The sequence below is a fragment of the Streptomyces sp. SID1328 genome, from assembly GCF_009865595.1.
Classification (GTDB): Bacteria; Actinomycetota; Actinomycetes; order Streptomycetales; family Streptomycetaceae; genus Streptomyces; species Streptomyces griseoluteus.
This window is the reverse complement of the sequence record NZ_WWKH01000328.1, coordinates 1-20320: the sequence shown is the minus strand read 5'-3', so window position 1 is coordinate 20320 and position 20320 is coordinate 1. Positions and strand designations below refer to the sequence as shown.

Here is a 20320-nt window from a genome sequence, read left to right as displayed (position 1 = left end):
GCGCACGTCTTCATCACCGGCCGCCGCCAGGAGGCGCTCGACGCCGCGGTGGCAGAGATCGGCAAGAACGTCACGGGGGTCCGGGGAGACGTCTCGGACCTGGATGACATCGACCGCCTGTACGACGCGGTGGCGGAGAGCGGCCGTCGCATCGACGTCCTGTTCGCCAACGCCGGCGGCGGCGAGTTCGCCACCCTGGAGGACCTGACGGAGGAGCACTTCGACTCGACCTTCGGCATCAACGTCAAGGGCACGGTCTTCACGGTCCAGAAGGCGCTTCCGCTGCTGAACGACGGCGCCTCGGTGATCCTCACCGGGAGCACGGCGCGAGGGGAGGAGGCGTTCGGCGTCTACGCCGCCTCGAAGGCCGCCATCCGCTCCTTCTCCCGCACCTGGGCGACCGAACTGAGCGATCGCGCGATCCGCGTCAACACGCTGGCACCGGGGCCGACCGACACTCCGGGGATCGCGGGCCTCGCGCCCGACGCGGAGTCGGCCGCGAAGATGCGGGAGGGCTTCGTGAGCCAGGTTCCGCTGGGCCGTATGGGGCGCCCGGAGGAGGTCGCCGATGCGGCACTGTTCCTCGCCGGCGACGAGAGCACGTTCGTCACCGGTGTCGAACTCTTCGTCGACGGCGGTCAGCGGCAGGTGTGACGACGGGGTCAGCCGGCGACGCGCCGCTCCGCCTGCACGTCGCGGAGGACGTCAGCGATCGAGATCGCGGCGAGTTCGTCCCGTACCGCGTCGTCCAGACGGGCGTACACCGAGTCGAGTACCGGCCTGATGCCGAAGCCGACGGGACAGGTCTCGTTGGGCGGGGTGCGGTGCAGGGCGAACAGTCCGTTGCCCTCCACCGCGCCGTACACGTCCCGCAGCGTGATCGACTCGGGTTCCCGGGCCAGGGCCCATCCGGCCTTGGCACCCCGCCTGCCGTGGACGATGCCCGCGTCGCGGAGTTCCATCAGACAGCGGCGGATCACGACGGGATTGGTGTTGACGCTCTCGGCGATGCGCTGCGACGTCGCGATCGTCTCCTCGTCGAGCCGGTCCAGGGCCATCCACGCCAGCACGTGAACGGCGATGCTCATCTTGCTGTTGGCACTCATCAGCCCGGCCGGTCCTTCCTCAATCGTAACTTTTGATGTTACACCGACCGCACGGGGTGCGGATGCAAGGGCCCGGCCGGGTCCCTCACCCCGGTGCACCGCCCGGACCCGGGTGAGGACGTGGTGCGGCGGGCGGCAGGCTCAGCAGGCCCCTGTCGCCTCCCGGCACAGGCCCCGGAGGGAGCCCTCGCCGGTGAAGGCCAGGTGGGCCTCCTCCAGGGGGTCCCAGAGGCGGCCGTCGGGGGTGCGGAGCCAGTGGGTGCCGCCCGTGGCCCACCATTCGCCGCCGGTGTGGCGGGCGATGACCTCGCCCGCGTACGCGCCGAAGCCGCGGAGGACGTGGGCTACGGCCTCGTACGGCGGGTGGTCGTGGCGGAGTTCGTCGATGACGCGGTCCAGGCGCCACAGGCTCCGGGGGGAGTAGTCGAGGCGGAGGCGGGCACCCTCGCGCATGGTGGCGACCGTGTCCGCGGCCCACCGCGCGGGGCGTGCCGCGGCCGAGGGGCGGTAGTCCGTCTGCGTTGCTGCGTACTGGGTAGTCACACAGGGGTAAGCGGTCCTGGCCGGCCGCGCGTCACACGATTCGGCGCCGTTTCGGCAACCGGCGCAGGACCGCCCCATCGTCCCGACAGGACGGACACAGAACCCACCCCGAGTTCAGGTTTAAGCCTGGGCCCGCGCCCGCCGCGACACCACCGCCCGCAGCACCCGCCGCCCCTCCCCCGAGACGTCCAGCGCCCGCCGCAACCCCTGCGGCCCGTGCTCCGCGAGGAGTTGGAGGACGACCGTCTGCCGCCCCAGCTCGGCCGCGACCAGCGGCAGCCCCTCGTCCACGCCGTCACCGCCGGCCGGGTCCAGCAGCCGGTGCACCCGCAGCGAGGCCGACGAGCACGCCTCGGCCCACTCCCGCAGCGCGCCCTCCTCCCGCTCGGCCGGAGCAGACAGCAGCATCCCCCGCGCCACCCCCGCCGCCTCGTCCGCACCGGAACCGGAGCACGGCCCCGGCTCCACCGCACCCAGCGCGGCCCGCACCTTCGCCAGGCTCTCGGACCAGTCGGAGTCGTCCACGAGATGCGCCCACAACGGGCGCAGCAACTCGTCGTCCTCGACGAGCAGGGACACGCACCGATCCGAACAAGCCAGCCCGCTCGCGGCCAGCCCGCGTGCGTCGGCCTGCGCGATCAGTTCCTCCAGGCTCATGGAATGCCTCCCTCGCCTGGGCACCGCCTGTACGGAGCCCGCATTTCCCCTTACTGCGTGCGACGGGCCCGGAGTGTCACAGTCACCGCTTTTCAGCCAAGCGCGGCGGACGGCAGCGAGGGCCCCCGGAGCGCCTTCTCGCTCTGCATCCGCGTCAGCCGAAGGACCACCGCGGCGGCCAGCACGGCGGCGACGAGGTCGATGCCGTCGACCACGGCGAGCATCCCCGCCCCGGACTCCACCCGCAGCAGCCGGTCGGCGACCAGCCCGGCCACCCACGCCGTCCACCACAGGTCGACCAGCCCGTGACCGCTCGGCCGCCCCTGCGGCGCGCTGGCGTCCCACGCGTCGAGAACGATCCGGCGCGGGAACCAGAAGTTCACGAACGGGATGAACCAGCCGCCGATCGTCCACCACCGCGCCTTGCTCTGCGAAGCGGCGTCGAAGACCTCGGCGTTGACCCGCACCCGCCACAGCCAGCACAGGTACACGACCGCCGTGGCGAGCAGCAGGACCCCCTGCGCGACGTCGAGGACCGGCCCGGCCAGGACGGACGGCTTCGCCAGGTCGGCCCAGATCGCCACCGCGTCACCGGCACCGACCAGCCCCAGCATCACCACCGTGGCCTGCCCCAGCCCGGCCGGCGAGCGCAGCGGCGGACCCGGCGGCACGAAGGGGACGGCCGGCGCGCAGCGGGCGCACCGCGTCTCCCCGGTGACGGCCTCGTTGCTGTGGCAGCTGGCGCAGATCATGAAGGTCTTCCCCCCGGTACGGCTGGAACGGCGTACGCGGCCCTCCCCAGAGCCGCGTACGCATGAGCGAACACGGAAACATACGTGCTGCGCCGACGTTCCGTCCACTCACCCCAGCCGGTTCGCCAGCTCCTTGAACTGCGGCCAGGACAGCGCGGGTTGCCCCGGGTCCCAGAGCTTCTGCACGGTGGCCCGCAGCGGCATCCGGATGCCGGACGCGACCTGGCTCTCGGTCTGGGCGTTCGGGAAGTCGCACCACACGGCGAAGGAACCGCCGAGGATCTGACCGTCGTACTGCGCCGGCACGGCACTCGTGCCCCGGATCACGCGCGGGGTCCACTGCTGGTAGATCCGCTGGCCGGTCGGGTAGACGAAGGCGTTCGGCTCGCCGAGGACGTAGTACAGGTACTCGTCGTTGTAGTTGTAGACCTTGCGGCCCGCGCTCAGGTAGTCCACCGGGGGCCGGGCGCCGATCTCCTTGCCGGTCCAGTAGGCCACCTGGATGTCCTTGGCGGGCTGGATCGTGGAGTCGCGCAGGAAGCCGTCGTTCCACGCCCGCATGGTGCGGTCGTGCGCCCGGATGGTGTCCGCGCGGCCGTTCAGCCAGCCGGTGGTGAGGTCGGCGACGTTGCCGTTGGCTCCGTAGGCGTCGCGGGCGGCGGCGGCGAGCTGCGGGTAGGACGCCTCGGGGTCGGGCACGACCAGCGCCTGGTACTCGTCACCGCCCAGGTTCCACTTGTCGCCAGGGAACAGGTCCGCGTACTCGTCGAGCAGATCGTCGACGATCTTCGCGGACTCGGGCTTGGAGATGTCGATCGCGCCGCGCGTCGCCTTGCCGTTGACGTTGCGGAGCTGGAGATCGGGGTGGGCGGCGATGACGGCGCCCAGATGCCCCGGCGAGTCGATCTCGGGCACGATCGCTATGTGCCGGGCGGCGGCCAGGTCGACTATCTTCCTGACCTGCGCCTTGGTGAGATGGTCCTTGGAGACGATCTCGGGGTGGCTGGTGGACTGGATGCGGAACGCCTGGTCGTCCGAGAAGTGCAGTCCCAGCTCGTTGTACTTCAGATCGCCCAGCTCGCGTATCCGGTCCTCGATCCAGGTCTCCGAGAACGGCTTGCGCGCGATGTCGAGCATGAAGCCGCGCGAGGGCTTGGCGGGCTCGTCCCTGACCACGCCCTCGGGCGCGGTGCCGCCGCCGCGGACCTCCTGCTTGAGGGTCCGGGTCCCGTAGAAGACACCCGCGTCGGCGGGCCCCTCGATGTCCACCCGGCCGTCGCGCACGGTCATGGTGTACGACTCCGGGTTGCCGCTCCCGCCGAGGCCGAGGCGGACGTCGCCGGCCCTGGAGTCGGTCTTCTCGCCGCCGTAGTCCAGGCCCAGCTCACCGGCGACGAGCTTGCCCTCGTCGGCCAGCGCCGGGTCGGTGACCACCACCCGGCCGCCGCCCCTGGGCTTCCAGCCGGGTCCGCGGGCCGCGGTGTGCTCGCGCACCGCCGGGATGGTCTGCGGGGCCTTCGACATGGGGTACGAGCGGCTGGGCGAGGGGGTCGGCGGATCGGCCTGCCGGGAGGCGCCGACCGCGCCCGCGTCCGAGCCTCCACCGGAACCACCCCCTCCGGATGACGCCCACACTCCGACGCCCACCCCGGTCACCACGGTTCCGACGACCGCGGCGGCCATGATGGCCCGCTTCCGCTTGAGCTGTCGTGCCGAAGCACGATGTCTGTGCTGGCTCACCCTCCCAACGTACGGCCGATCCGCGGTTCACCCGTCACCGAGACGTTCCGAAACTCTCCCGTCCGAGTGAAATTCGGGCATCAGCCGGACACACAGTGACCACTCTCGATAACGTGTCGGCACATCCTTCACAGGTCCCCCTGCCGTCCCGGCACGACCCTGTCCCCCCTCCCATGAGGACCCACGCTGCCTGCGCACCGTTCGCCGTATCTCCCGACCCCGCTCGACGCCTTCAACCTGGCGCCGGCCGAGGAGGCCCGCGCGCTGCTCCTGCGCTGTCTGCGCAACGCCCGCTGGGCGCACCGGCTCGCCGAGCACCGCCCCTACCCCGACCTGGCCGCCCTGCTGGCCGCGGCGGACGAGGCGGCCTACGACCTGCGGGTCGTCGACCTGGCCGACGCCCTGGCGGGCGAGTCCCTGCCCGAGCTGCCCGAGGACACCTACTCGGCCGCCCACACGGCCCTGAGCGCGGCGCACGCCGCCTACGAGGCCCGCTTCGGCCATGTCTTCGTGATCGCGCCGGGCGGGACCTCCCCCGAGGAGGCGCTGGACCGGATCCTGGAGGGCATCCGGTCACGATTGGCGAACGATCCCGAGGACGAGCGGGTGATCGCCGCCGAGGAACTGCGGGGCCTGGCCCGGCACCGGCTCACGGCCCACCTGGGCACCGTCGCCACCCGCGCGACCAGCCACTACGCGCCCCGGCCGGGCGTATAGCGGACCAAACGGAACGGATGCACACGAGCCGGAACGCCACAAGCGGCGGATCACCCGAAACAGGCCCCCCGTCAGTCGCGCCGCGCCTCATGGATACGATGCTGAGGGCCGGTGGACCGTACCCGGCCGGGCCCGACCGACAGTGAAGCCGGCGCGGCCCTAGTCCCCGCACCCGGAGGGTTCTTCCGTGCCGGCTGGAACGCTGTACCGCGGCCGGGAAGGTATGTGGTCCTGGGTGGCTCATCGAGTCACCGGCGTCCTCATCTTCTTCTTCCTGTTCGTTCACGTGCTGGACACCGCTCTCGTGCGTGTCTCCCCCGAGGACTACGACAAGGTCGTAGCCACGTACAAGACCCCGATCGTCGCGCTGCTGGAGTACGGCCTCGTGGCCGCCATCCTCTTCCACGCGCTCAACGGTCTGCGCGTCATCGCCGTCGACTTCTGGTCGAAGGGCCCGCGCTACCAGAAGCAGATGCTGTGGAGCGTCCTCGGCGTCTGGATCATCCTGATGGCCGGCGCCCTGTACCCGGTCCTCGGCCACGCCGCTCGTGTCCTGTTCGGGAGCTGACGCCGATGTCCACCTCTGAGATCAACCTGACGGGCTCCTCCGCGGACGCCGCCGAGGACGCCTACGCGCTCTCCCTCGACGCGCCGCGCTCGCGCACCCGGACCAAGAGGACCCCGAGTTCCACGCGGGGCAACTTCGAGATGGCGGCCTGGCTCTTCATGCGCCTGTCCGGCATCGTGCTGGTCGTCCTCGTCCTCGGCCACCTGCTGATCCAGCTCGTGCTGGACGGCGGCGTCTCCAAGATCGGCTTCGCCTTCGTGGCCGGCCGCTGGGCGTCCCCGTTCTGGCAGGTCTGGGACCTGGCGATGCTGTGGCTGGCGATGCTGCACGGCGCCAACGGCCTGCGCACGGTCATCAACGACTACGCGGAGCGCGTGAACACCCGCCTGTGGCTCAAGGGCCTGCTCTACACGGCCACGGTGTTCACCATCCTGCTGGGCACGCTGGTGATCTTCACCTTCGACCCGAACATCCGCTAGGCACGGGGCTGCGAGAATCATGAAGATCCACAAGTACGACACCGTCATCGTCGGCGCCGGTGGCGCGGGCATGCGCGCGGCCATCGAGTCCACGAAGCGCAGCCGCACCGCCGTGCTGACCAAGCTCTACCCCACCCGCTCCCACACGGGCGCCGCGCAGGGCGGCATGGCCGCCGCGCTGGCCAACGTGGAGGAGGACAACTGGGAGTGGCACACCTTCGACACGGTCAAGGGCGGTGACTACCTGGTCGACCAGGACGCCGCCGAGATCCTGGCGAAGGAGGCCATCGACGCCGTCCTCGACCTGGAGAAGATGGGCCTGCCGTTCAACCGGACGCCCGACGGGACGATCGACCAGCGCCGCTTCGGCGGCCACTCCCGCAACCACGGCGAGGCCCCGGTCCGCCGGTCCTGCTACGCGGCGGACCGCACCGGCCACATGATCCTCCAGACGCTGTACCAGAACTGCGTCAAGGAGGGCGTGGAGTTCTTCAACGAGTTCTACGTGCTGGACCAGCTCATCACCGAGGTCGACGGCGTCAAGACGTCCGCCGGCGTGGTGGCGTACGAGCTGGCCACCGGCGAGATCCACGTCTTCCAGGCGAAGTCCGTGATCTACGCGTCCGGCGGCACCGGCAAGTTCTTCAAGGTGACGTCCAACGCGCACACCCTGACCGGTGACGGCCAGGCCGCGTGCTTCCGCCGGGGCATCCCGCTGGAGGACATGGAGTTCTTCCAGTTCCACCCGACCGGCATCTGGCGCATGGGCATCCTGCTGACGGAGGGTGCCCGCGGTGAGGGCGGCATCCTGCGCAACAAGGACGGCGAGCGCTTCATGGAGAAGTACGCGCCGGTCATGAAGGACCTCGCGTCCCGTGACGTCGTCTCGCGCTCGATCTACACCGAGATCCGCGAGGGCCGGGGCTGCGGTCCCGAGGGCGACCACGTCTACCTCGACCTCACCCACCTGCCGCCGGAGCAGCTCGACGCGAAGCTCCCGGACATCACCGAGTTCGCGCGCACCTACCTGGGCATCGAGCCGTACACGGACCCGATCCCGATCCAGCCCACCGCGCACTACGCGATGGGCGGCATCCCGACCAACGTCGAGGGTGAGGTCCTGGCGGACAACACCACCGTCGTGCCGGGTCTGTACGCGGCCGGCGAGGTCGCCTGTGTCTCCGTGCACGGCGCCAACCGCCTGGGCACCAACTCGCTGCTGGACATCAACGTGTTCGGCCGCCGCGCGGGCATCGCCGCCGCCGACTACGCCCACACGGTGGACTTCGTCGACCTGCCGGAGAACCCGGCCGGGACGGTCGTCGCGCAGATCGAGCGGCTGCGGGACGCCACGGGCACCGAGCGGGTGGCCGACATCCGCCGGGAGCTGCAGGAGACCATGGACGCCAACGTGATGGTGTTCCGCACCGAGCAGACGATCAAGACGGCGGTCGAGAAGATCGCCGAACTGCGCGAGCGGTACCTGAACGTGTCCATCCAGGACAAGGGCAAGCGGTTCAACACCGACCTGCTGGAGGCCATCGAGCTGGGCAACCTGCTGGAGCTGGCCGAGGTCATGGCGGTCTCCGCGCTGGCCCGCAAGGAGTCCCGCGGCGGTCACTACCGCGAGGACTACCCGAACCGCGACGACGTCAACTTCATGCGTCACACGATGGCGTACCGCGAGGTGGGCGACGACGGCTCGGAGACCGTGCGTCTCGACTACAAGCCGGTCGTCCAGACCCGCTACCAGCCGATGGAGCGTAAGTACTGATGGCTACCCCTGTTCTGGACAAGGCCGAGGCGGCGTCCGCCGCGTCCCCCTACATCACGGTCACCCTCCGCATCCGCCGGTTCAACCCGGAGGTCGCGGCGGAGCCCCACTGGGAAGACTTCCAGCTGGAGATGGACCCCAAGGAGCGCGTCCTCGACGGGCTCAACAAGATCAAGTGGGACCTCGACGGCACGCTGACCTTCCGGCGTTCCTGCGCCCACGGCATCTGCGGGTCCGACGCGATGCGGATCAACGGCAAGAACCGTCTGGCCTGCAAGACGCTGATCAAGGACGTCAACCCGGGCAAGCCGATCACGGTCGAGCCCATCAAGGGCCTGACCGCGCTCAAGGACCTCGTGGTCGACATGGAGCCGTTCTTCCAGGCGTACCGGGACGTCATGCCGTTCCTGGTCACCAACGACACCAACGAGCCGACCCGCGAGCGGCTGCAGTCCGCCGAGGACCGTGAGCGGTTCGACGACACCACGAAGTGCATCCTGTGCGCCGCGTGCACCTCGTCGTGCCCGGTGTTCTGGAACGACGGCCAGTACTTCGGCCCGGCCGCGATCGTGAACGCCCACCGCTTCATCTTCGACTCGCGCGACGATGCCGGTGAGCAGCGCCTGGAGATCCTCAACGACCGCGACGGCGTCTGGCGCTGCCGCACGACCTTCAACTGCACGGACGCCTGCCCGCGCGGCATCGAGGTCACGAAGGCGATCCAGGAAGTGAAGCGCGCGCTGATCACCCGCCGCTTCTGAGATCTGTCTCCGACGGTCCGAAGGGCCCCGCTCCGGTTTCCGGAGCGGGGCCCTTCGGCGTCGGCGGACACGTTCGGGTGAAGGTGATCGTTCGGGACGTAGGGGGGCGGTACGTCCTACGATGAGGGCCTCGACCAGCCCCTGGGAGGCATCGCGATGTCCGCAGCATCCGTAGAGCAGCCCTTCGCCGACGACGAGCCGTTCTCGCTGACGGCGATCGCCGCCGAGATCATGGAGCGCCATCCGGGCTACCGCGTCGAGATCATCGGAGGCCACCTCCTCGTGACACCGTCCCCGGATGCCCCGCACGCCCGTGCCCTGACCGGCCTCATGCAGCCGTTCCTCGTGGCCGGCCTGTTCGGCGGCGAAGCCGATGTGGTCCAGAACGTCTCGATCTGGCTCCCCGGAGGCGAGGACTACGCCATCCCGGACCTCGCCGTCGTGGACGGTGACATCGACGACCACGTGGTCGAAGGCACCGCCTACGATCCGGTCTGCTTCCGCCTCGTCCTCGAAGTGACCTCCGGCAACTGGAAGGACGATCTGAAGACCAAGGTCGGCGCCTACGCCCAGGCCAAGGTCCCCGTCTACGTCGTCGTGGACCGCAAGCACCAACGGCTCCACGTCCTCACCGAGCCCGCCGAGGGAACGTACGGCACCCACCGCATCCACTCCCCCGGCGAGACTGTCGACCTCCCCGACTCCATCGGGGCGAAGGTCACCCTGGACGTGGCCGCGATCATCGAGGCGGGACGCCCTCGTCGCTAGCCTGACGGCATGTCAGACGACGAAGCGCACGAGTTGCTGGGGTTCGACAACGTTGTACTTCCCGTGGGGGATCTCGGGGAGGCGGTGGGGTTCTACGAGCGGGCCGGGTTCACCGTGGGGTTCCGGTTCGACGAGGGCGGGATCGCGCTGCTGAGGGTCGGCGGGGAGACGCCAGGCATCCTGCTGCGGCTTGAGGACGGGCTCGGGCATCGGCCGCCCACCTGGCCCGCGTCGCGGCTCTGGCTGGAGGTGCCGGACGCGCGGGCGGCGGCGCGGCGGCTGGCGGAGGCCGGGATCGAGCCGGTGGACGAGGCGATGTCCACGGCCACCGGGCGGACCGTGGAGTTCGCGGACCCGTGGGGGAACGTCTTCGGCTTCACCGACTACACCAAGCGCCCCGAACTCGCCCGCAGGGCTTGAGATCCAGACCTCACCCCTCTTGGTTGAACACGTTCAAAAACAGGTCTACAGTCATCCCTGTCAGCGTTTTGAACGCGTTCAAGAAGGGGTGGGGCATGGACCGCACCGTCATCGCCTACGTGATCTACCTGGCCGTCAGCATCGCGCTGACCGTCTGGGTCGCCCGCACGCTCAGCCGCAACGGCCGGGTCTTCCTGGCGGATGTGCTGCACGGCAACGAGAAGCTCGCGGACGCCGTCAACCACCTCCTGGTGGTCGGCTTCTACCTGGTCAACCTCGGCTTCGTGACGCTCTACCTGAGCGACGACGGCACTATCGAGGACACGAGGGGCATCTTCGAGACCCTCTCGGCCAAGCTCGGCGTCGTCCTGCTGGTCCTCGGCGCGATGCACCTCGGCAACGTCTTCGTACTCAACAAGATCCGCCGTCGCGGCCTGATGGAGCGCGAGACGCAGCCGCCGGTCGCCCCGCAGGGCTGGGTCGCGCCGACGGCCGGAGCATGAGCGGGGCCGTGGACCGGGGCGTCACGAGCGCCCCGGTCCGGGGCCTGACGGTCCTCTACGACGCCGAGTGCGGCCTCTGCACCCACCTGCGGGACTGGCTGCTGCGGCAGGCGCAGCTGGTCCCCCTGGAGCTGGTCCCCGCCGGCTCGGCCGAGGCCCGGGCCCGGTTCCCCGGCGTGGACCCGGCCCGGACGCTGGAGGAGGTCACCGTGATCGGGGACGCCGGCCAGGTGTACCGGGGCGCGGCGGCCTGGGTCGTGGTGCTGTGGGCGCTGCGCGAGCACCGCCCGCTCGCCCATCGCCTCAGCACCCCGGCGGGCGCCGTGCTGGCGCGGGGCGCGGTGCTGGCGGCGGCCAAGTACCGGGGCGCCCAGTGGAGTGGGCAGCGCGGCGGCCGATGGGGCGGCCAGGGCACGTACAGCCGTACGGACGGCTGGCGGTACGTCCCCGCCGAAGGCTGGGTGCACGACCCGCCGTCCTGCGCCGACGCCACCTGCCCCACTGGTTAGGCTCCCTACGTGCCCGCGAAGAACGACGGCCCCGAGGCCGGACCCCAGAGCAAGTCGGAACACACCCGCGCGCTGATCCTCGAGACCGCGATGCGGCTGTTCCAGGAGAACGGCTACGACAAGACCACGATGCGGGCCATCGCCAGGGAGGCCGGCGTCTCGGTCGGCAACGCCTACTACTACTTCGCGGGCAAGGAGCACCTGATCCAGGGCTTCTACGACCGGATCGCCGCCGAGCACCAGGTGGCGGTCCGGTCGGTGCTGGAGACGGAGACCGACCTGGAGGCCCGGCTCGCGGGCGTGCTCACCGCGTGGCTGGACATCGCGGAGCCGTACCACGAGTTCGCCGTGCAGTTCTTCAAGAACGCGGCCGACCCGGACAGCCCGCTCAGCCCCTTCTCCGCGGAGAGCGAGCACGCCCGCGAGCAGGCGATCCGCGTGCACCGCGAGGTGCTGGCGGGTTCCAGGTCCAAGGTCTCCCCCGAGCTCCGTGAAGCCCTCCCCGAGCTGATGTGGCTCTCCCAGATGGGGCTGGTCCTCTACTGGGTCTTCGACCGCACGGAGAACCGCGAGCGCAGCTACCGTCTGGCCCGGCGCGGCGCCCGCCTCACCGCCCGCGGTGTGGCCCTCTCCCGCTTCCGCGTCCTGCGCCCGCTGGTCCTGGAGGTCCACGAACTCTTCAACGACTTCCTGCCGGGGATGACGAAGGCCCTCCCGGCCCCGCGAAGCCGAAGCTGATCCCGCCCCGCGCGGCGAGTCATCCCGGCGCGGACCGGGGGTACACGGTGGGCACCCGAACACTTCGCACGAGAGTGGTGCCCCTCATGGCCGAGACCCAGGACGTCGTCGAACTCATCCTCCAGGACCACCGCCGTATGGAGGACCTCTTCCGGCAGATGCGCAGCATCGAGGCCGACCGGGCCGCCGCGCTCAAGGAGTTCGCCGATCTGCTGGTCGCGCACGCGCTGGCGGAGGAGGCCGAGGTCTATCCGGCTCTGAAGCGGTACCGGAACATCGACAACGAAGAGGTCGAACACGGCGAGCACGAGCACGACGAGGGGAACCAGGCCCTCCTGGCCCTGCTGGAGGTCGAGGAGGTCGGCTCCGAGGAGTGGGACTCCAAGCTGGAGGAGCTGGTGGAGGCCATCACCCACCACGCCGACGAGGAGGAGCGCACCATCCTCAACGGCGCCCGCGAGAACGTCCCGATGAAGCGCCGCGAGGAGCTGGGCGAGGCCTTCCTGGCGGACCGCGAACGCCACCTCAAGGACGAGCCCGGCTCGATCGAGAACCTCCGCCGCATCGTCGGTTCCTCGGACTGAGTCAGCCGTGCAGGAGGTCCCGCATCTCCCAGGAGTGACCGGGATCGTGCCCGTCGAAGAGACTGCACGCGTCGCCGTCCTCGGCGGGGGCTTCGCAGGGGGTCAGCCGGACGAACTCGTAGAGCGCGCCGCCCCATTGGACCCAGAGCTGGGTGTCGCGGTCGATGTCGCCGAGGTGGTCGGCGTGGGGGCCGTCGTGGGTGGCCTCCAACTCACAGGTGACGTGAGTCAGTTCGTGCGGGGGTAACTCGGCGAGGTCCTCGCCGGTGGCCTTGAGGTGCCGGGTCAGCTCGTCGCGGGGCGGGCGGCCCGGCCGGTTGCAGTGCCTCAGGGGGTGATGAGCCGGCGATGGGAGTCCTGCAATCCCTGCGGCAACGCGTCCGGGTCGCACCACCGGGCCTCCAAAATCTCGAAGTCGTCGATCTTCAGGGTTCCCCCGGTGTGCAGTGCCTCGTAGGCGACCTCCACCCGGAGTCGGTATCCGCTGGTCAGGCGGACCAGACGGCCGGGCGTCACATCGAGCCCCGTCTCCTCCTTGACCTCGCGGACGACGGTGAGCGGGAACTCCTCGCCCCTCTTCGCGAACCCGGTGGGCAGTCCCCACGGCCGCCGCTCGGGCCACATCCGGTGCCTGAGGAGGAGCACCTGACCGGCGTCGTTACGGACGACCCCGGTCACGCCCACCATGAACTTGGCGTTCGCCAGCCACAGGACCCTCCACTGCACGGACCCCCGCATGGCGTGCCACAACCGGGCGACAACTCGCTTCATGACCAAGCCTTTCGCTTCGCGGAATCGCGGTTCCCGGTCAGTAAAACTGCCATCGCGGCTCACAGATACTCCCCCCTGCTCCGGGCGTTCGCGCGAGCGGTCAGGGCGCGTAAGCGCTGTTCGGGGCTGGCCGGGCGGGCGTCCTCCGGGCGGACGGTCCATTCGGTCCCCCCGGTGGCGGGCCGCAGCGACCAGAGGCCGGCCCATTCCCCACGGAATTCCCCCACCCGGTCCTCCGCGTCCACCAAGAGGGTTCCCACGGGCGGGGGTTGAGGGGGTTCGTCCAGCACGGATCACTCCTCTCCGTAGCTAATCCACTACCAAGGGGAATCAGGGTGACCTAGAGTTGGGAACCATTCAACTTGCCTTAAGTGGAGGAAAAGTTGGTGATCCCGTGGTGAATCGCAAGGAGTTACAGCCGGACAGCTCCCCGCAGGCCGCCTTCGGCGCACTTCTGCGCACCTGCCGGGAGGAGAAGGGGTGGAAGCAGGAAGACCTCGCCGCCGAGATGGAATATTCCAGCACGCATATTTCGTCGGTTGAAACTGGTCGCAAGATGCCGACCTTGCGCTTTTCGCGGAGCGCCGACCGCGCGCTGGGAAGCGGCGACCAGTTCGAACGGCGGTGGCGCGAGCTGAAGCACGGTGTGCTGCTGGAGGGGTTCTCGGAGTACGCCGGGCTGGAGGGTCGGGCCACGGAGATCCGGTTGTACGAGATCGGCATCATTCCCGGCCTGCTCCAGACACCCGCGTACGCGCGAGTCCTCGCGGACAGCGCAGTCGAGCGGGGCGCGATCACGCCGGAACAGGCGGCCGAACGAGTCGCGTTCCTCGCGGCACGCCAGGCCGCGCTGGAGCGGCCTCGACCGCCCATGGTGTTCCTTGTGATGGACGAGAGCTGCATTCACCGGAACGTCGGCGGTGCCGAGGTCATGGCCGCCCAGCTCGATCGGTTGGTGCAGTGGGCCGCGCTGCCCAATACCGTGCTCCAGATCGCGCCCTTCGAAATAGGAGAACGCCGACCCTTCGATCTGCCGGTGAACCTGCTGACATTGGCCGACCGGTCCCTGCTGTGCTACGCCGAGTCCCAGACGCAAGGGCGCCTGGACCGCGAACCGACCTCGGTGCTGCCCATGCTGACGGCCTACCATCAGCTACAGGCCGAGTCTCCCTCGCAAGCTGCCTCCGTGGCCATGATCAGCAACTTACGAAAGGGCGCCCCGTGACGACCGTATCCCCCCGCTGGTTCAAGTCCTCGTACAGCAACAACGGCGGCAACTGCATCGAGGTCGCCACCAACCTGCTGCCCGCCCGCGGGATCGTCCCCGTCCGCGACTCCAAGGTCGCCGCAAGCCCGGTGCTGGAGTTTCCCGCCGACGCCTTCACCTCCTTCGTGGCCGGTGTGAAGAGCGGTCAGTTCGAGACGCGCTGAGCCGGTGACGACGCCTCGCCGCGCCCGACCCGGGCCGGCGAGGCTCCTTGCTGAGGGGCGCCCGCGCTGTTCCGCCGGCGGTGAACCCCGGACCGGCCGGGACTCGCGATCTCTACCGTCCAGTGTCATGACGACGATCACCACGCACACGGTCGAGTACCCGGCCGACGGTCTGACGATGATCGGGCACCTCGCGCTCCCGGCCGGTGCCGACCGCCGGCCCGCGGTGCTGGTCGGCCCGGAGGGCATGGGGCTCAGCGATGTCGAGCGCCGCCGGGCCGATGCTCTCGCCGAGCTGGGATACGTGGCGCTGGCCTTCGACCTCCACGGTGGGCGCTACTTGGGCAACCCCGAGGAGATGCTGGCCCGTTGCCTGCCGCTGCTCGACGACCCCGGCCGGATGCGGGGCATCGGCCACGCGGCGCTCGATGTGCTGCGCGCCGAACCGCGGACCGACCCCGGCCGGATCGCCGCCCTCGGCTACGGCACCGGTGGCGCGATCGCGCTGGAACTCGGGCGCGACGGCGTCGACCTGCGCGCGATCGGGACCGTCAACGCTCTGACCACCGGCCGACCGGGTGAGGCGGCGCGCATCCGCTGCCCGGTGTGGGCCGGGGTCGGGTCGGAGGACCCGATCATGCCGCCCGCACAACGGGACGCGTTCACGGCCGAGATGCAGGCCGCGGGCGTCGACTGGCGCCTCGTGGTCTACGGCGGCGCCTTGCACGCCTTCCACCACCCGCCGGTCGACCATCCGGCGGTCCCCGGTGTCGGCTACCACTCCCGGCATGCGCGGCGAGCCTGGCACGACGTCGTCGGCCTGCTCGCCGAGTGCCTGCCCGTGACGGAGTGAACGGGTGAGTCCGAACCCGCGCACCCACTGACCAGCGCTCACCGGTCGCCCCCACGCCCGATCCCTGTACCACCGGGCACGGGCCACGCCGCCCTCCTCCGTGCACTGAGAAGCAAGCGGCGTGTCGGAGGGGCGGGGACGTATCGGGGCGGAAGGGTGTCCACCCGGACACACCACCAGGGAGAGGCAACGATGCCCGAAGTCACCACCCCGTACGCGACCGGCGCCCCCTGCTGGGTCGATCTGAGGGCGCAGGACCAGCAGGCCGCGCTGGACTTCTACCGGGACCTGTTCAACTGGCAGGGCGCACCGGGACCGGCCGAGTTCGGCGGGTACGCGGTCTGCGAGCTGCACGGCAGGGCCGTTGCCGGTATCGGCCCGGCGACGGCTCCGGAGGGCATCCCGGAGCCGCCCACCGTCTGGACCACCTACCTCGCCACCGCCGACGCGGTCGCCACCCAGGAGCGGATCATCGCCGCGGGCGGCGACCCGTTCGCCCCCGCGGTGGATGTCGGCAGCCTCGGCCGGATGCTGATCGCCACCGACCCGCAGGGCGCGGAGTTCGGCGTCTGGCAGCGGGGCGAGTTCTTCGGCGCGGGCGTGGTCAACGAGCCCGGCGCGCTGACCTGGACCGAGCTGCACACCAGCGACGTGGACGGCGCCGCGGCCTTCTACGGCGAGGTGTTCGACATCGAGTTCACGCCGATGGAGGGCCACGACGCCTACTGGGAACTGCGCGTGGGCGGCCTCACGGTCGGCGGCGTCACCCGTCTCGCCAACGACCCGCCCGGCACCCCGGCCCACTGGCTGACGTACTTCGCGGTCGACGACGTCGACTCCACGGTGGACGCCCTGGTCCGCCGCGACGGCAACGTCCTCGTCCCGCCGTTCGACGCGCCCGCGGGCCGCATGACGGTGGTCACCGACCCGCAGGGCGCGCCGTTCGCGATGATCAGGCCTGCCGGTTCCTGAGGCCGCGTTCCTCGGTGGGGGCGGGCTCATCGGCGGCGGCCCCGCCGCTACGGGGGTAGCGGGCCCGCATGGCCGGACTGGCGGCGGGGCCGGCGGCGAACACGTAGGCGCGGCTGTCGTGGAGGGGGCGGCCCGTCTTCGCGTCGACGACCACGGGCTCGACCTCCTCGCCGCTCGTGGCGTCGACGAGGATCATGCTGCGCTGCTCGGGAGCGAGACGGGAGTTGCCCCACGCCGCCAACGTGACGATCACGGGGCGCAGGGAGCGCCCCAGGTCGGTCAGGACGTACTCGTTGCGGACGGGGTTGGTCTGGTAGGGACGGCGCTCCAGCAGGCCGTCCGCGACCAGCGTCTTGAGGCGGGCGGTGAGCATGCTGGTGGAGATGCCGAGGCTCTCCTGGAACTGGTCGAAGCGGGTGTAGCCGTCGAAGGCGTCATGGAGGATCAGCAGCGTCCACCACTCACCCACGTGCTGCACCGTCGTGGACAGCGGGCATTCGAAGTCCTCCGCCCTGATCCGGCTCGCCAAGTCGTCCACCTCCGCCGAGTTACTGCTAAAGTCGAAGTTACTGGCTTCTATTTTAGCAGTCATGACGGGTGCGCCCCCTCCCCGGCCCGCGCCCGGGAACGGAACACATCATGGCTACTCCACCAGCGGGCACCGGCGACTCCCTGCAGGGGCGACGCGCCCTGGTCACCGGCGGCACGAAAGGCGTCGGTGCGGCCGTCGCCCGGCGCCTGTCCCAGGCGGGCGCCACCGTACTGGTCACCGCGCGCAGCCGCCCGGACGACATGGCCGACTCGGAGATCATCACCGCGGACCTGGCCACTGCGGAGGGGGCCGCCACCGTGGTCGACGAAGTCCTCCGCCGCCTCGGCGGCGTCGACATCCTGGTCAACAACGTGGGCGGCTCCAGCGCCCCCTCGGGCGGGTACGCGGTCCTGACCGAGGACGACTGGGCCAGGGAGCTCGACGTCAACCTCCTCGCCGCCGTCCGCCTGGACCGCGGCCTGCTGCCCGCGATGACCGAGGCCGGACGCGGCACCATCGTGCACGTCTCCTCGATCCAGCGCCGCATGCCGCTGTGGGACGGCACCCTCGCCTACGCCGCAGCCAAGGCCGCACTGACCACCTACAGCAAGGGCCTGGCCAACGAGGTCGCTCCGCTCGGCGTCCGGGTCAACTCCGTCAGTCCCGGCTTCGTCCGGACCGCCGCCGCCGACCGGCTCGTCGCCCGCATCGCGGAGAACGCGGGAACCACCCGGGAAGCGGCACTGGAGCAGCTCATGGACTCGCTCGGCGGCATCCCGCTGGGCCGCCCCGCGCACCCCGGGGAAGTCGCCGAACTCGTCGCCTTCCTCGTCTCCGACCGCGCCTCCGCCATCGTCGGCGCCGAGCACGTCATCGACGGCGGCACCGTCCCCACCGTCTGATCCCCTCCCAGGAGTCCCCATGTCCACCGACCAGCCCCGGACCATCGCCCCCGAGGACCTGCCCGAGGTCGTCACCGGCTTCCTGACGGCCCACCGGGCCCACGACGCCACAACGGCACTCGGCTTCCTCGGTCCGGACGCCACCGTGACCGACGAGGGCAGGACCCATCGGGGAGCCCCGGCGATCGAAGCCTGGATGACCCGCACCGCCGGCGAGTACACGTACACGACCGAACTCATCGGCGCGCAGCAGACCGACGCGGACCGCTACGTCGCCACCCACCGCCTGGAGGGTGACTTCCCGGGCGGCGTGGTGGACCTGCACTACCGTTTCCGCCTCGGTGGCGGCCTCATCGAGGACCTGCGCATCGAGCCCTGACCGACTCGAGGCGAACGCGAGCCGGCACGCGGGGAACATCCGGTCCCGTCGGCGAGGTTGTGCGGTACGCCCGCCACGGGCAAGTCGCATCTCGCAGGAGGACTCTTCATGACCGACCGGCCGTTGACGCTGATGGCAGTGCACGCCCACCCCGACGACGAGGCGACCGGGACCGGAGGGGTGCTCGCGCGGTACGCGGCGGAAGGCATCCGGACGGTGCTGGTGACCTGTACCGACGGCGGTTGCGGTGACGGGCCGGGGGGTGTGAAGCCGGGCGAGCCCGGACACGATCCGGTGGCGGTCGCCCGGATGCGCCGGGACGAACTGGAGGCGAGCTGCCAGGTCCTGAAGATCAGCGACCTGGAGATGCTGGACTACGCCGACTCCGGGATGGCGGGCTGGGCGAGCAACGACGCTCCCGGCTCCTTCTGGCAGACCCCCGTGGAGGAAGGCGCCGCCCGCCTCGCGGAGCTGATGCGGCACTACCGCCCCGATGTGGTCGTCACCTATGACGAGAACGGTTTCTATGGCCACCCCGACCACATCCAGGCCCACCGCATCACGATGGCCGCGCTGAAGCTGACCGACCTGACACCCAAGGTGTACTGGACCACCGTCCCCCGCTCCCAGATGGCCCGCTTCGGCGAGGTCATGCGCGAGTTCGCGGACGACATGCCGGAGCCCGACCCCGCCGAGGCCGCCGCCCTGGCCGAGATCGGTCTCCCCGACGACGAGATCACCACCTGGGTCGACACCACCCCCTACAGCGACCAGAAGTACGACGCCCTCGCCGCCCACGCCAGCCAGGGCGAGAACATCTTCTTCCTGAGGATGGGCAAGGAGCGGTTCGCCGAACTGATGGGCACGGAGACCTTCCTCCGCGTCCAGGACCCCACCGGCGCCCCGACCCCGGAGACCGACTTGTTCGCCGGGCTGCGCTGACTACGCCTGGCGCGAGGCCAGTTCGATCACTGTGATGTCCGACGGGGCCCACACCCGCGTGGGCGGGCCCCAGGCGCCCGCGCCTCGGCTGACGTAGAGCTGGGTGTCGCCGTAGCGGTCGAGGCCCGCGACCGTGGGGTTCGCGGCCCTGGCGATGAGGTTGCCGGGCCAGAGCTGGCCGCCGTGGGTGTGACCGGAGAGCTGGAGGTCCACGGAGTAGTGGACGGCCTCGTGGACCTGGACCGGCTGGTGGGCCATGAGGACGCAGGCGCGGGCGGGGTCGCGGTCGCCCAGGGCCTTGCCGAAGTCCGGGCCCTGGCCCTCGCTCTCGCCCTGGAAGTCGTTCACGCCCGCCAGGTCGAAGTACGGGAGTTCTGTGCGGGCGTTCTCCAAGGGGCGCATGCCCAGGGTGCGGACCTCGTCCAGCCACTGGGCGGCGCCGGAGAAGTACTCGTGGTTTCCGGTGACGAAGTAGGTGCCCAGGCGGGACTCCAGCCCCGCCAGGGGGGCCGCCGCCGGGCCCAGGTTCTTCACGCTGCCGTCGACCAGGTCGCCGACGACCGCGATCATGTCCGGCTGGGTCGAGTTGATCGTGTCGACCACCGTCCGGGCGAAGTCGCGTCCCAGCACCGGGCCCAGGTGGATGTCGCTGACCACCGCGATCCGGAAGCCGTGCGCCGAGCGCGGGAGCCTGGCCAGGGGGACGGTCAGCCGCTTCACGCGCGGGCCGCGCAGCACCCCGTACGTGCCCCAGCCCGTCGTGCCCAGCGCCACCGCGGCCGCCGTGCCCCCGGCGACGCGGGAGACGAAGACGCGGCGGGAGAGGGCGGAGGCGGCGAGCGCGGAGGCCCGCGGCGCTTCGGAGGAGGACGGGCCGTCAGCCCCCGCGGACGGTCCTGCCCGGGCCGGGACCACGGAC

The 20320-nt window shown here is 70.6% G+C and carries 28 protein-coding genes and 1 pseudogene; 19 read left to right on the top strand and 10 right to left on the bottom strand.

From position 1 onward, the window contains the following. A partial coding sequence (locus GT030_RS09730) for an SDR family oxidoreductase (RefSeq protein ID WP_161200749.1) occupies positions 1–654 on the top strand: 654 nt, incomplete at its 5' end. An 8-nt stretch (positions 655–662) separates the two neighbouring features. Here the strand turns inward: GT030_RS09730 and GT030_RS09725 are convergent. The 5 genes from GT030_RS09725 to GT030_RS09705 all read right to left on the bottom strand — a co-directional run bounded on the left by GT030_RS09725 (position 663) and on the right by GT030_RS09705 (position 4741). Next, the gene (locus GT030_RS09725; RefSeq protein ID WP_161200748.1) at positions 663–1106 is read right to left on the bottom strand and encodes an Rrf2 family transcriptional regulator; all 444 of its coding nucleotides are present in this window, start codon (positions 1104–1106) and stop codon (positions 663–665) included. A 141-nt stretch (positions 1107–1247) separates the two neighbouring features. Then, positions 1248–1649: a hypothetical protein gene (locus tag GT030_RS09720; protein ID WP_161200747.1), complete on the bottom strand. Its 402-nt coding sequence runs from the start codon at positions 1647–1649 to the stop codon at positions 1248–1250. 120 nt (positions 1650–1769) lie between these two features. Continuing rightward, a complete protein-coding gene (locus GT030_RS09715) occupies positions 1770–2306 on the bottom strand; it encodes a hypothetical protein (protein ID WP_161200746.1) in 537 nt (178 codons plus the stop codon). A gap of 92 nt (positions 2307–2398) precedes the next feature. Further along, positions 2399–3058: a DUF4328 domain-containing protein gene (locus tag GT030_RS09710; RefSeq protein WP_161200745.1), complete on the bottom strand. Its 660-nt coding sequence runs from the start codon at positions 3056–3058 to the stop codon at positions 2399–2401. A gap of 108 nt (positions 3059–3166) precedes the next feature. After that, entirely contained in the window at positions 3167–4741 is a 1575-nt protein-coding gene (locus GT030_RS09705; protein ID WP_161200754.1) for a glycoside hydrolase family 20 protein, read from the bottom strand. Positions 4742–4984: 243 nt separating this feature from the next. Here GT030_RS09705 and GT030_RS09700 point away from each other — a divergent pair, with 243 nt between their 5' ends. The 11 genes and pseudogenes from GT030_RS09700 to GT030_RS09650 all read left to right on the top strand — a co-directional run bounded on the left by GT030_RS09700 (position 4985) and on the right by GT030_RS09650 (position 12619). Beyond that, positions 4985–5515, top strand: a complete 531-nt coding sequence (locus GT030_RS09700; protein WP_161200753.1) for a 2-oxo-4-hydroxy-4-carboxy-5-ureidoimidazoline decarboxylase — start codon at positions 4985–4987, stop codon at positions 5513–5515. 187 nt (positions 5516–5702) lie between these two features. Continuing rightward, complete coding sequence (gene sdhC, locus GT030_RS09695) at positions 5703–6083, top strand: succinate dehydrogenase, cytochrome b556 subunit (protein ID WP_037774792.1); 381 nt, start codon at positions 5703–5705, stop codon at positions 6081–6083. A 98-nt stretch (positions 6084–6181) separates the two neighbouring features. Next, a pseudogene (locus tag GT030_RS09690) lies at positions 6182–6562 on the top strand (succinate dehydrogenase hydrophobic membrane anchor subunit); the annotation flags it as partial. A gap of 19 nt (positions 6563–6581) precedes the next feature. Next, positions 6582–8336 carry a succinate dehydrogenase flavoprotein subunit gene (gene sdhA, locus GT030_RS09685; protein ID WP_161200743.1) on the top strand — a complete coding sequence of 585 codons (1755 nt, stop codon included), beginning with the start codon at positions 6582–6584 and terminating at the stop codon, positions 8334–8336. Then, positions 8336–9097, top strand: coding sequence for a succinate dehydrogenase iron-sulfur subunit (locus GT030_RS09680; protein WP_086689828.1), 762 nt, complete (start codon positions 8336–8338; stop codon positions 9095–9097). Before sdhA ends, GT030_RS09680 begins: the two co-directional genes overlap by 1 nt. 156 nt (positions 9098–9253) lie before the next feature. Then, on the top strand, positions 9254–9865 hold the full coding sequence (locus tag GT030_RS09675; RefSeq protein WP_161200742.1) for a Uma2 family endonuclease: 612 nt from the start codon (positions 9254–9256) through the stop codon (positions 9863–9865). Positions 9866–9874: 9 nt separating this feature from the next. Beyond that, positions 9875–10285: a VOC family protein gene (locus GT030_RS09670; RefSeq protein WP_135789496.1), complete on the top strand. Its 411-nt coding sequence runs from the start codon at positions 9875–9877 to the stop codon at positions 10283–10285. 95 nt (positions 10286–10380) lie between these two features. Continuing rightward, complete coding sequence (locus tag GT030_RS09665) at positions 10381–10788, top strand: hypothetical protein (RefSeq protein WP_161200741.1); 408 nt, start codon at positions 10381–10383, stop codon at positions 10786–10788. Next, positions 10785–11297 (top strand): DUF393 domain-containing protein, encoded by a 513-nt coding sequence (locus GT030_RS09660; protein WP_161200740.1) that lies wholly within the window; start codon positions 10785–10787, stop codon positions 11295–11297. Before GT030_RS09665 ends, GT030_RS09660 begins: the two co-directional genes overlap by 4 nt. Before the next feature lie 9 nt (positions 11298–11306). Further along, positions 11307–12035, top strand: coding sequence for a TetR family transcriptional regulator (locus tag GT030_RS09655; RefSeq protein ID WP_161200739.1), 729 nt, complete (start codon positions 11307–11309; stop codon positions 12033–12035). Positions 12036–12121: 86 nt separating this feature from the next. After that, positions 12122–12619: a hemerythrin domain-containing protein gene (locus GT030_RS09650; protein ID WP_161200738.1), complete on the top strand. Its 498-nt coding sequence runs from the start codon at positions 12122–12124 to the stop codon at positions 12617–12619. A 1-nt stretch (position 12620) separates the two neighbouring features. Here GT030_RS09650 and GT030_RS09645 read toward each other — a convergent pair whose 3' ends face one another. The 3 genes from GT030_RS09645 to GT030_RS36300 all read right to left on the bottom strand — a co-directional run bounded on the left by GT030_RS09645 (position 12621) and on the right by GT030_RS36300 (position 13677). Then, complete coding sequence (locus GT030_RS09645) at positions 12621–12830, bottom strand: hypothetical protein (protein WP_161200737.1); 210 nt, start codon at positions 12828–12830, stop codon at positions 12621–12623. A gap of 116 nt (positions 12831–12946) precedes the next feature. After that, the gene (locus GT030_RS09640; protein WP_161200736.1) at positions 12947–13390 is read right to left on the bottom strand and encodes an NUDIX domain-containing protein; all 444 of its coding nucleotides are present in this window, start codon (positions 13388–13390) and stop codon (positions 12947–12949) included. A gap of 59 nt (positions 13391–13449) precedes the next feature. After that, positions 13450–13677, bottom strand: coding sequence for a hypothetical protein (locus tag GT030_RS36300; RefSeq protein ID WP_237522297.1), 228 nt, complete (start codon positions 13675–13677; stop codon positions 13450–13452). A gap of 107 nt (positions 13678–13784) precedes the next feature. Here GT030_RS36300 and GT030_RS09630 point away from each other — a divergent pair, with 107 nt between their 5' ends. The 4 genes from GT030_RS09630 to GT030_RS09615 all read left to right on the top strand — a co-directional run bounded on the left by GT030_RS09630 (position 13785) and on the right by GT030_RS09615 (position 16646). Continuing rightward, positions 13785–14615: a helix-turn-helix transcriptional regulator gene (locus GT030_RS09630; RefSeq protein ID WP_346009603.1), complete on the top strand. Its 831-nt coding sequence runs from the start codon at positions 13785–13787 to the stop codon at positions 14613–14615. After that, a complete protein-coding gene (locus GT030_RS09625) occupies positions 14612–14821 on the top strand; it encodes a DUF397 domain-containing protein (protein WP_161200734.1) in 210 nt (69 codons plus the stop codon). Before GT030_RS09630 ends, GT030_RS09625 begins: the two co-directional genes overlap by 4 nt. 127 nt (positions 14822–14948) lie before the next feature. Beyond that, positions 14949–15674, top strand: a complete 726-nt coding sequence (locus GT030_RS09620) for a dienelactone hydrolase family protein (RefSeq protein WP_161200733.1) — start codon at positions 14949–14951, stop codon at positions 15672–15674. Positions 15675–15866: 192 nt separating this feature from the next. After that, on the top strand, positions 15867–16646 hold the full coding sequence (locus GT030_RS09615) for a VOC family protein (protein ID WP_161200732.1): 780 nt from the start codon (positions 15867–15869) through the stop codon (positions 16644–16646). Here GT030_RS09615 and GT030_RS09610 read toward each other — a convergent pair. Continuing rightward, the gene (locus GT030_RS09610) at positions 16627–17175 is read right to left on the bottom strand and encodes a helix-turn-helix domain-containing protein (protein ID WP_237522296.1); all 549 of its coding nucleotides are present in this window, start codon (positions 17173–17175) and stop codon (positions 16627–16629) included. The genes GT030_RS09615 and GT030_RS09610 overlap by 20 nt on opposite strands. A 110-nt stretch (positions 17176–17285) precedes the next feature. Here GT030_RS09610 and GT030_RS09605 point away from each other — a divergent pair, with 110 nt between their 5' ends. From GT030_RS09605 to GT030_RS09595, 3 genes are all read left to right on the top strand, one after another. Beyond that, entirely contained in the window at positions 17286–18080 is a 795-nt protein-coding gene (locus tag GT030_RS09605) for an SDR family oxidoreductase (RefSeq protein ID WP_161200731.1), read from the top strand. A gap of 19 nt (positions 18081–18099) precedes the next feature. Beyond that, positions 18100–18459: a nuclear transport factor 2 family protein gene (locus GT030_RS09600; RefSeq protein ID WP_202459906.1), complete on the top strand. Its 360-nt coding sequence runs from the start codon at positions 18100–18102 to the stop codon at positions 18457–18459. Positions 18460–18567: 108 nt separating this feature from the next. Further along, positions 18568–19401, top strand: a complete 834-nt coding sequence (locus GT030_RS09595) for a PIG-L family deacetylase (protein WP_161200730.1) — start codon at positions 18568–18570, stop codon at positions 19399–19401. Here the strand turns inward: GT030_RS09595 and GT030_RS09590 are convergent. Beyond that, a partial coding sequence (locus GT030_RS09590) for a metallophosphoesterase (protein WP_161200729.1) occupies positions 19402–20320 on the bottom strand: 919 nt, incomplete at its 5' end.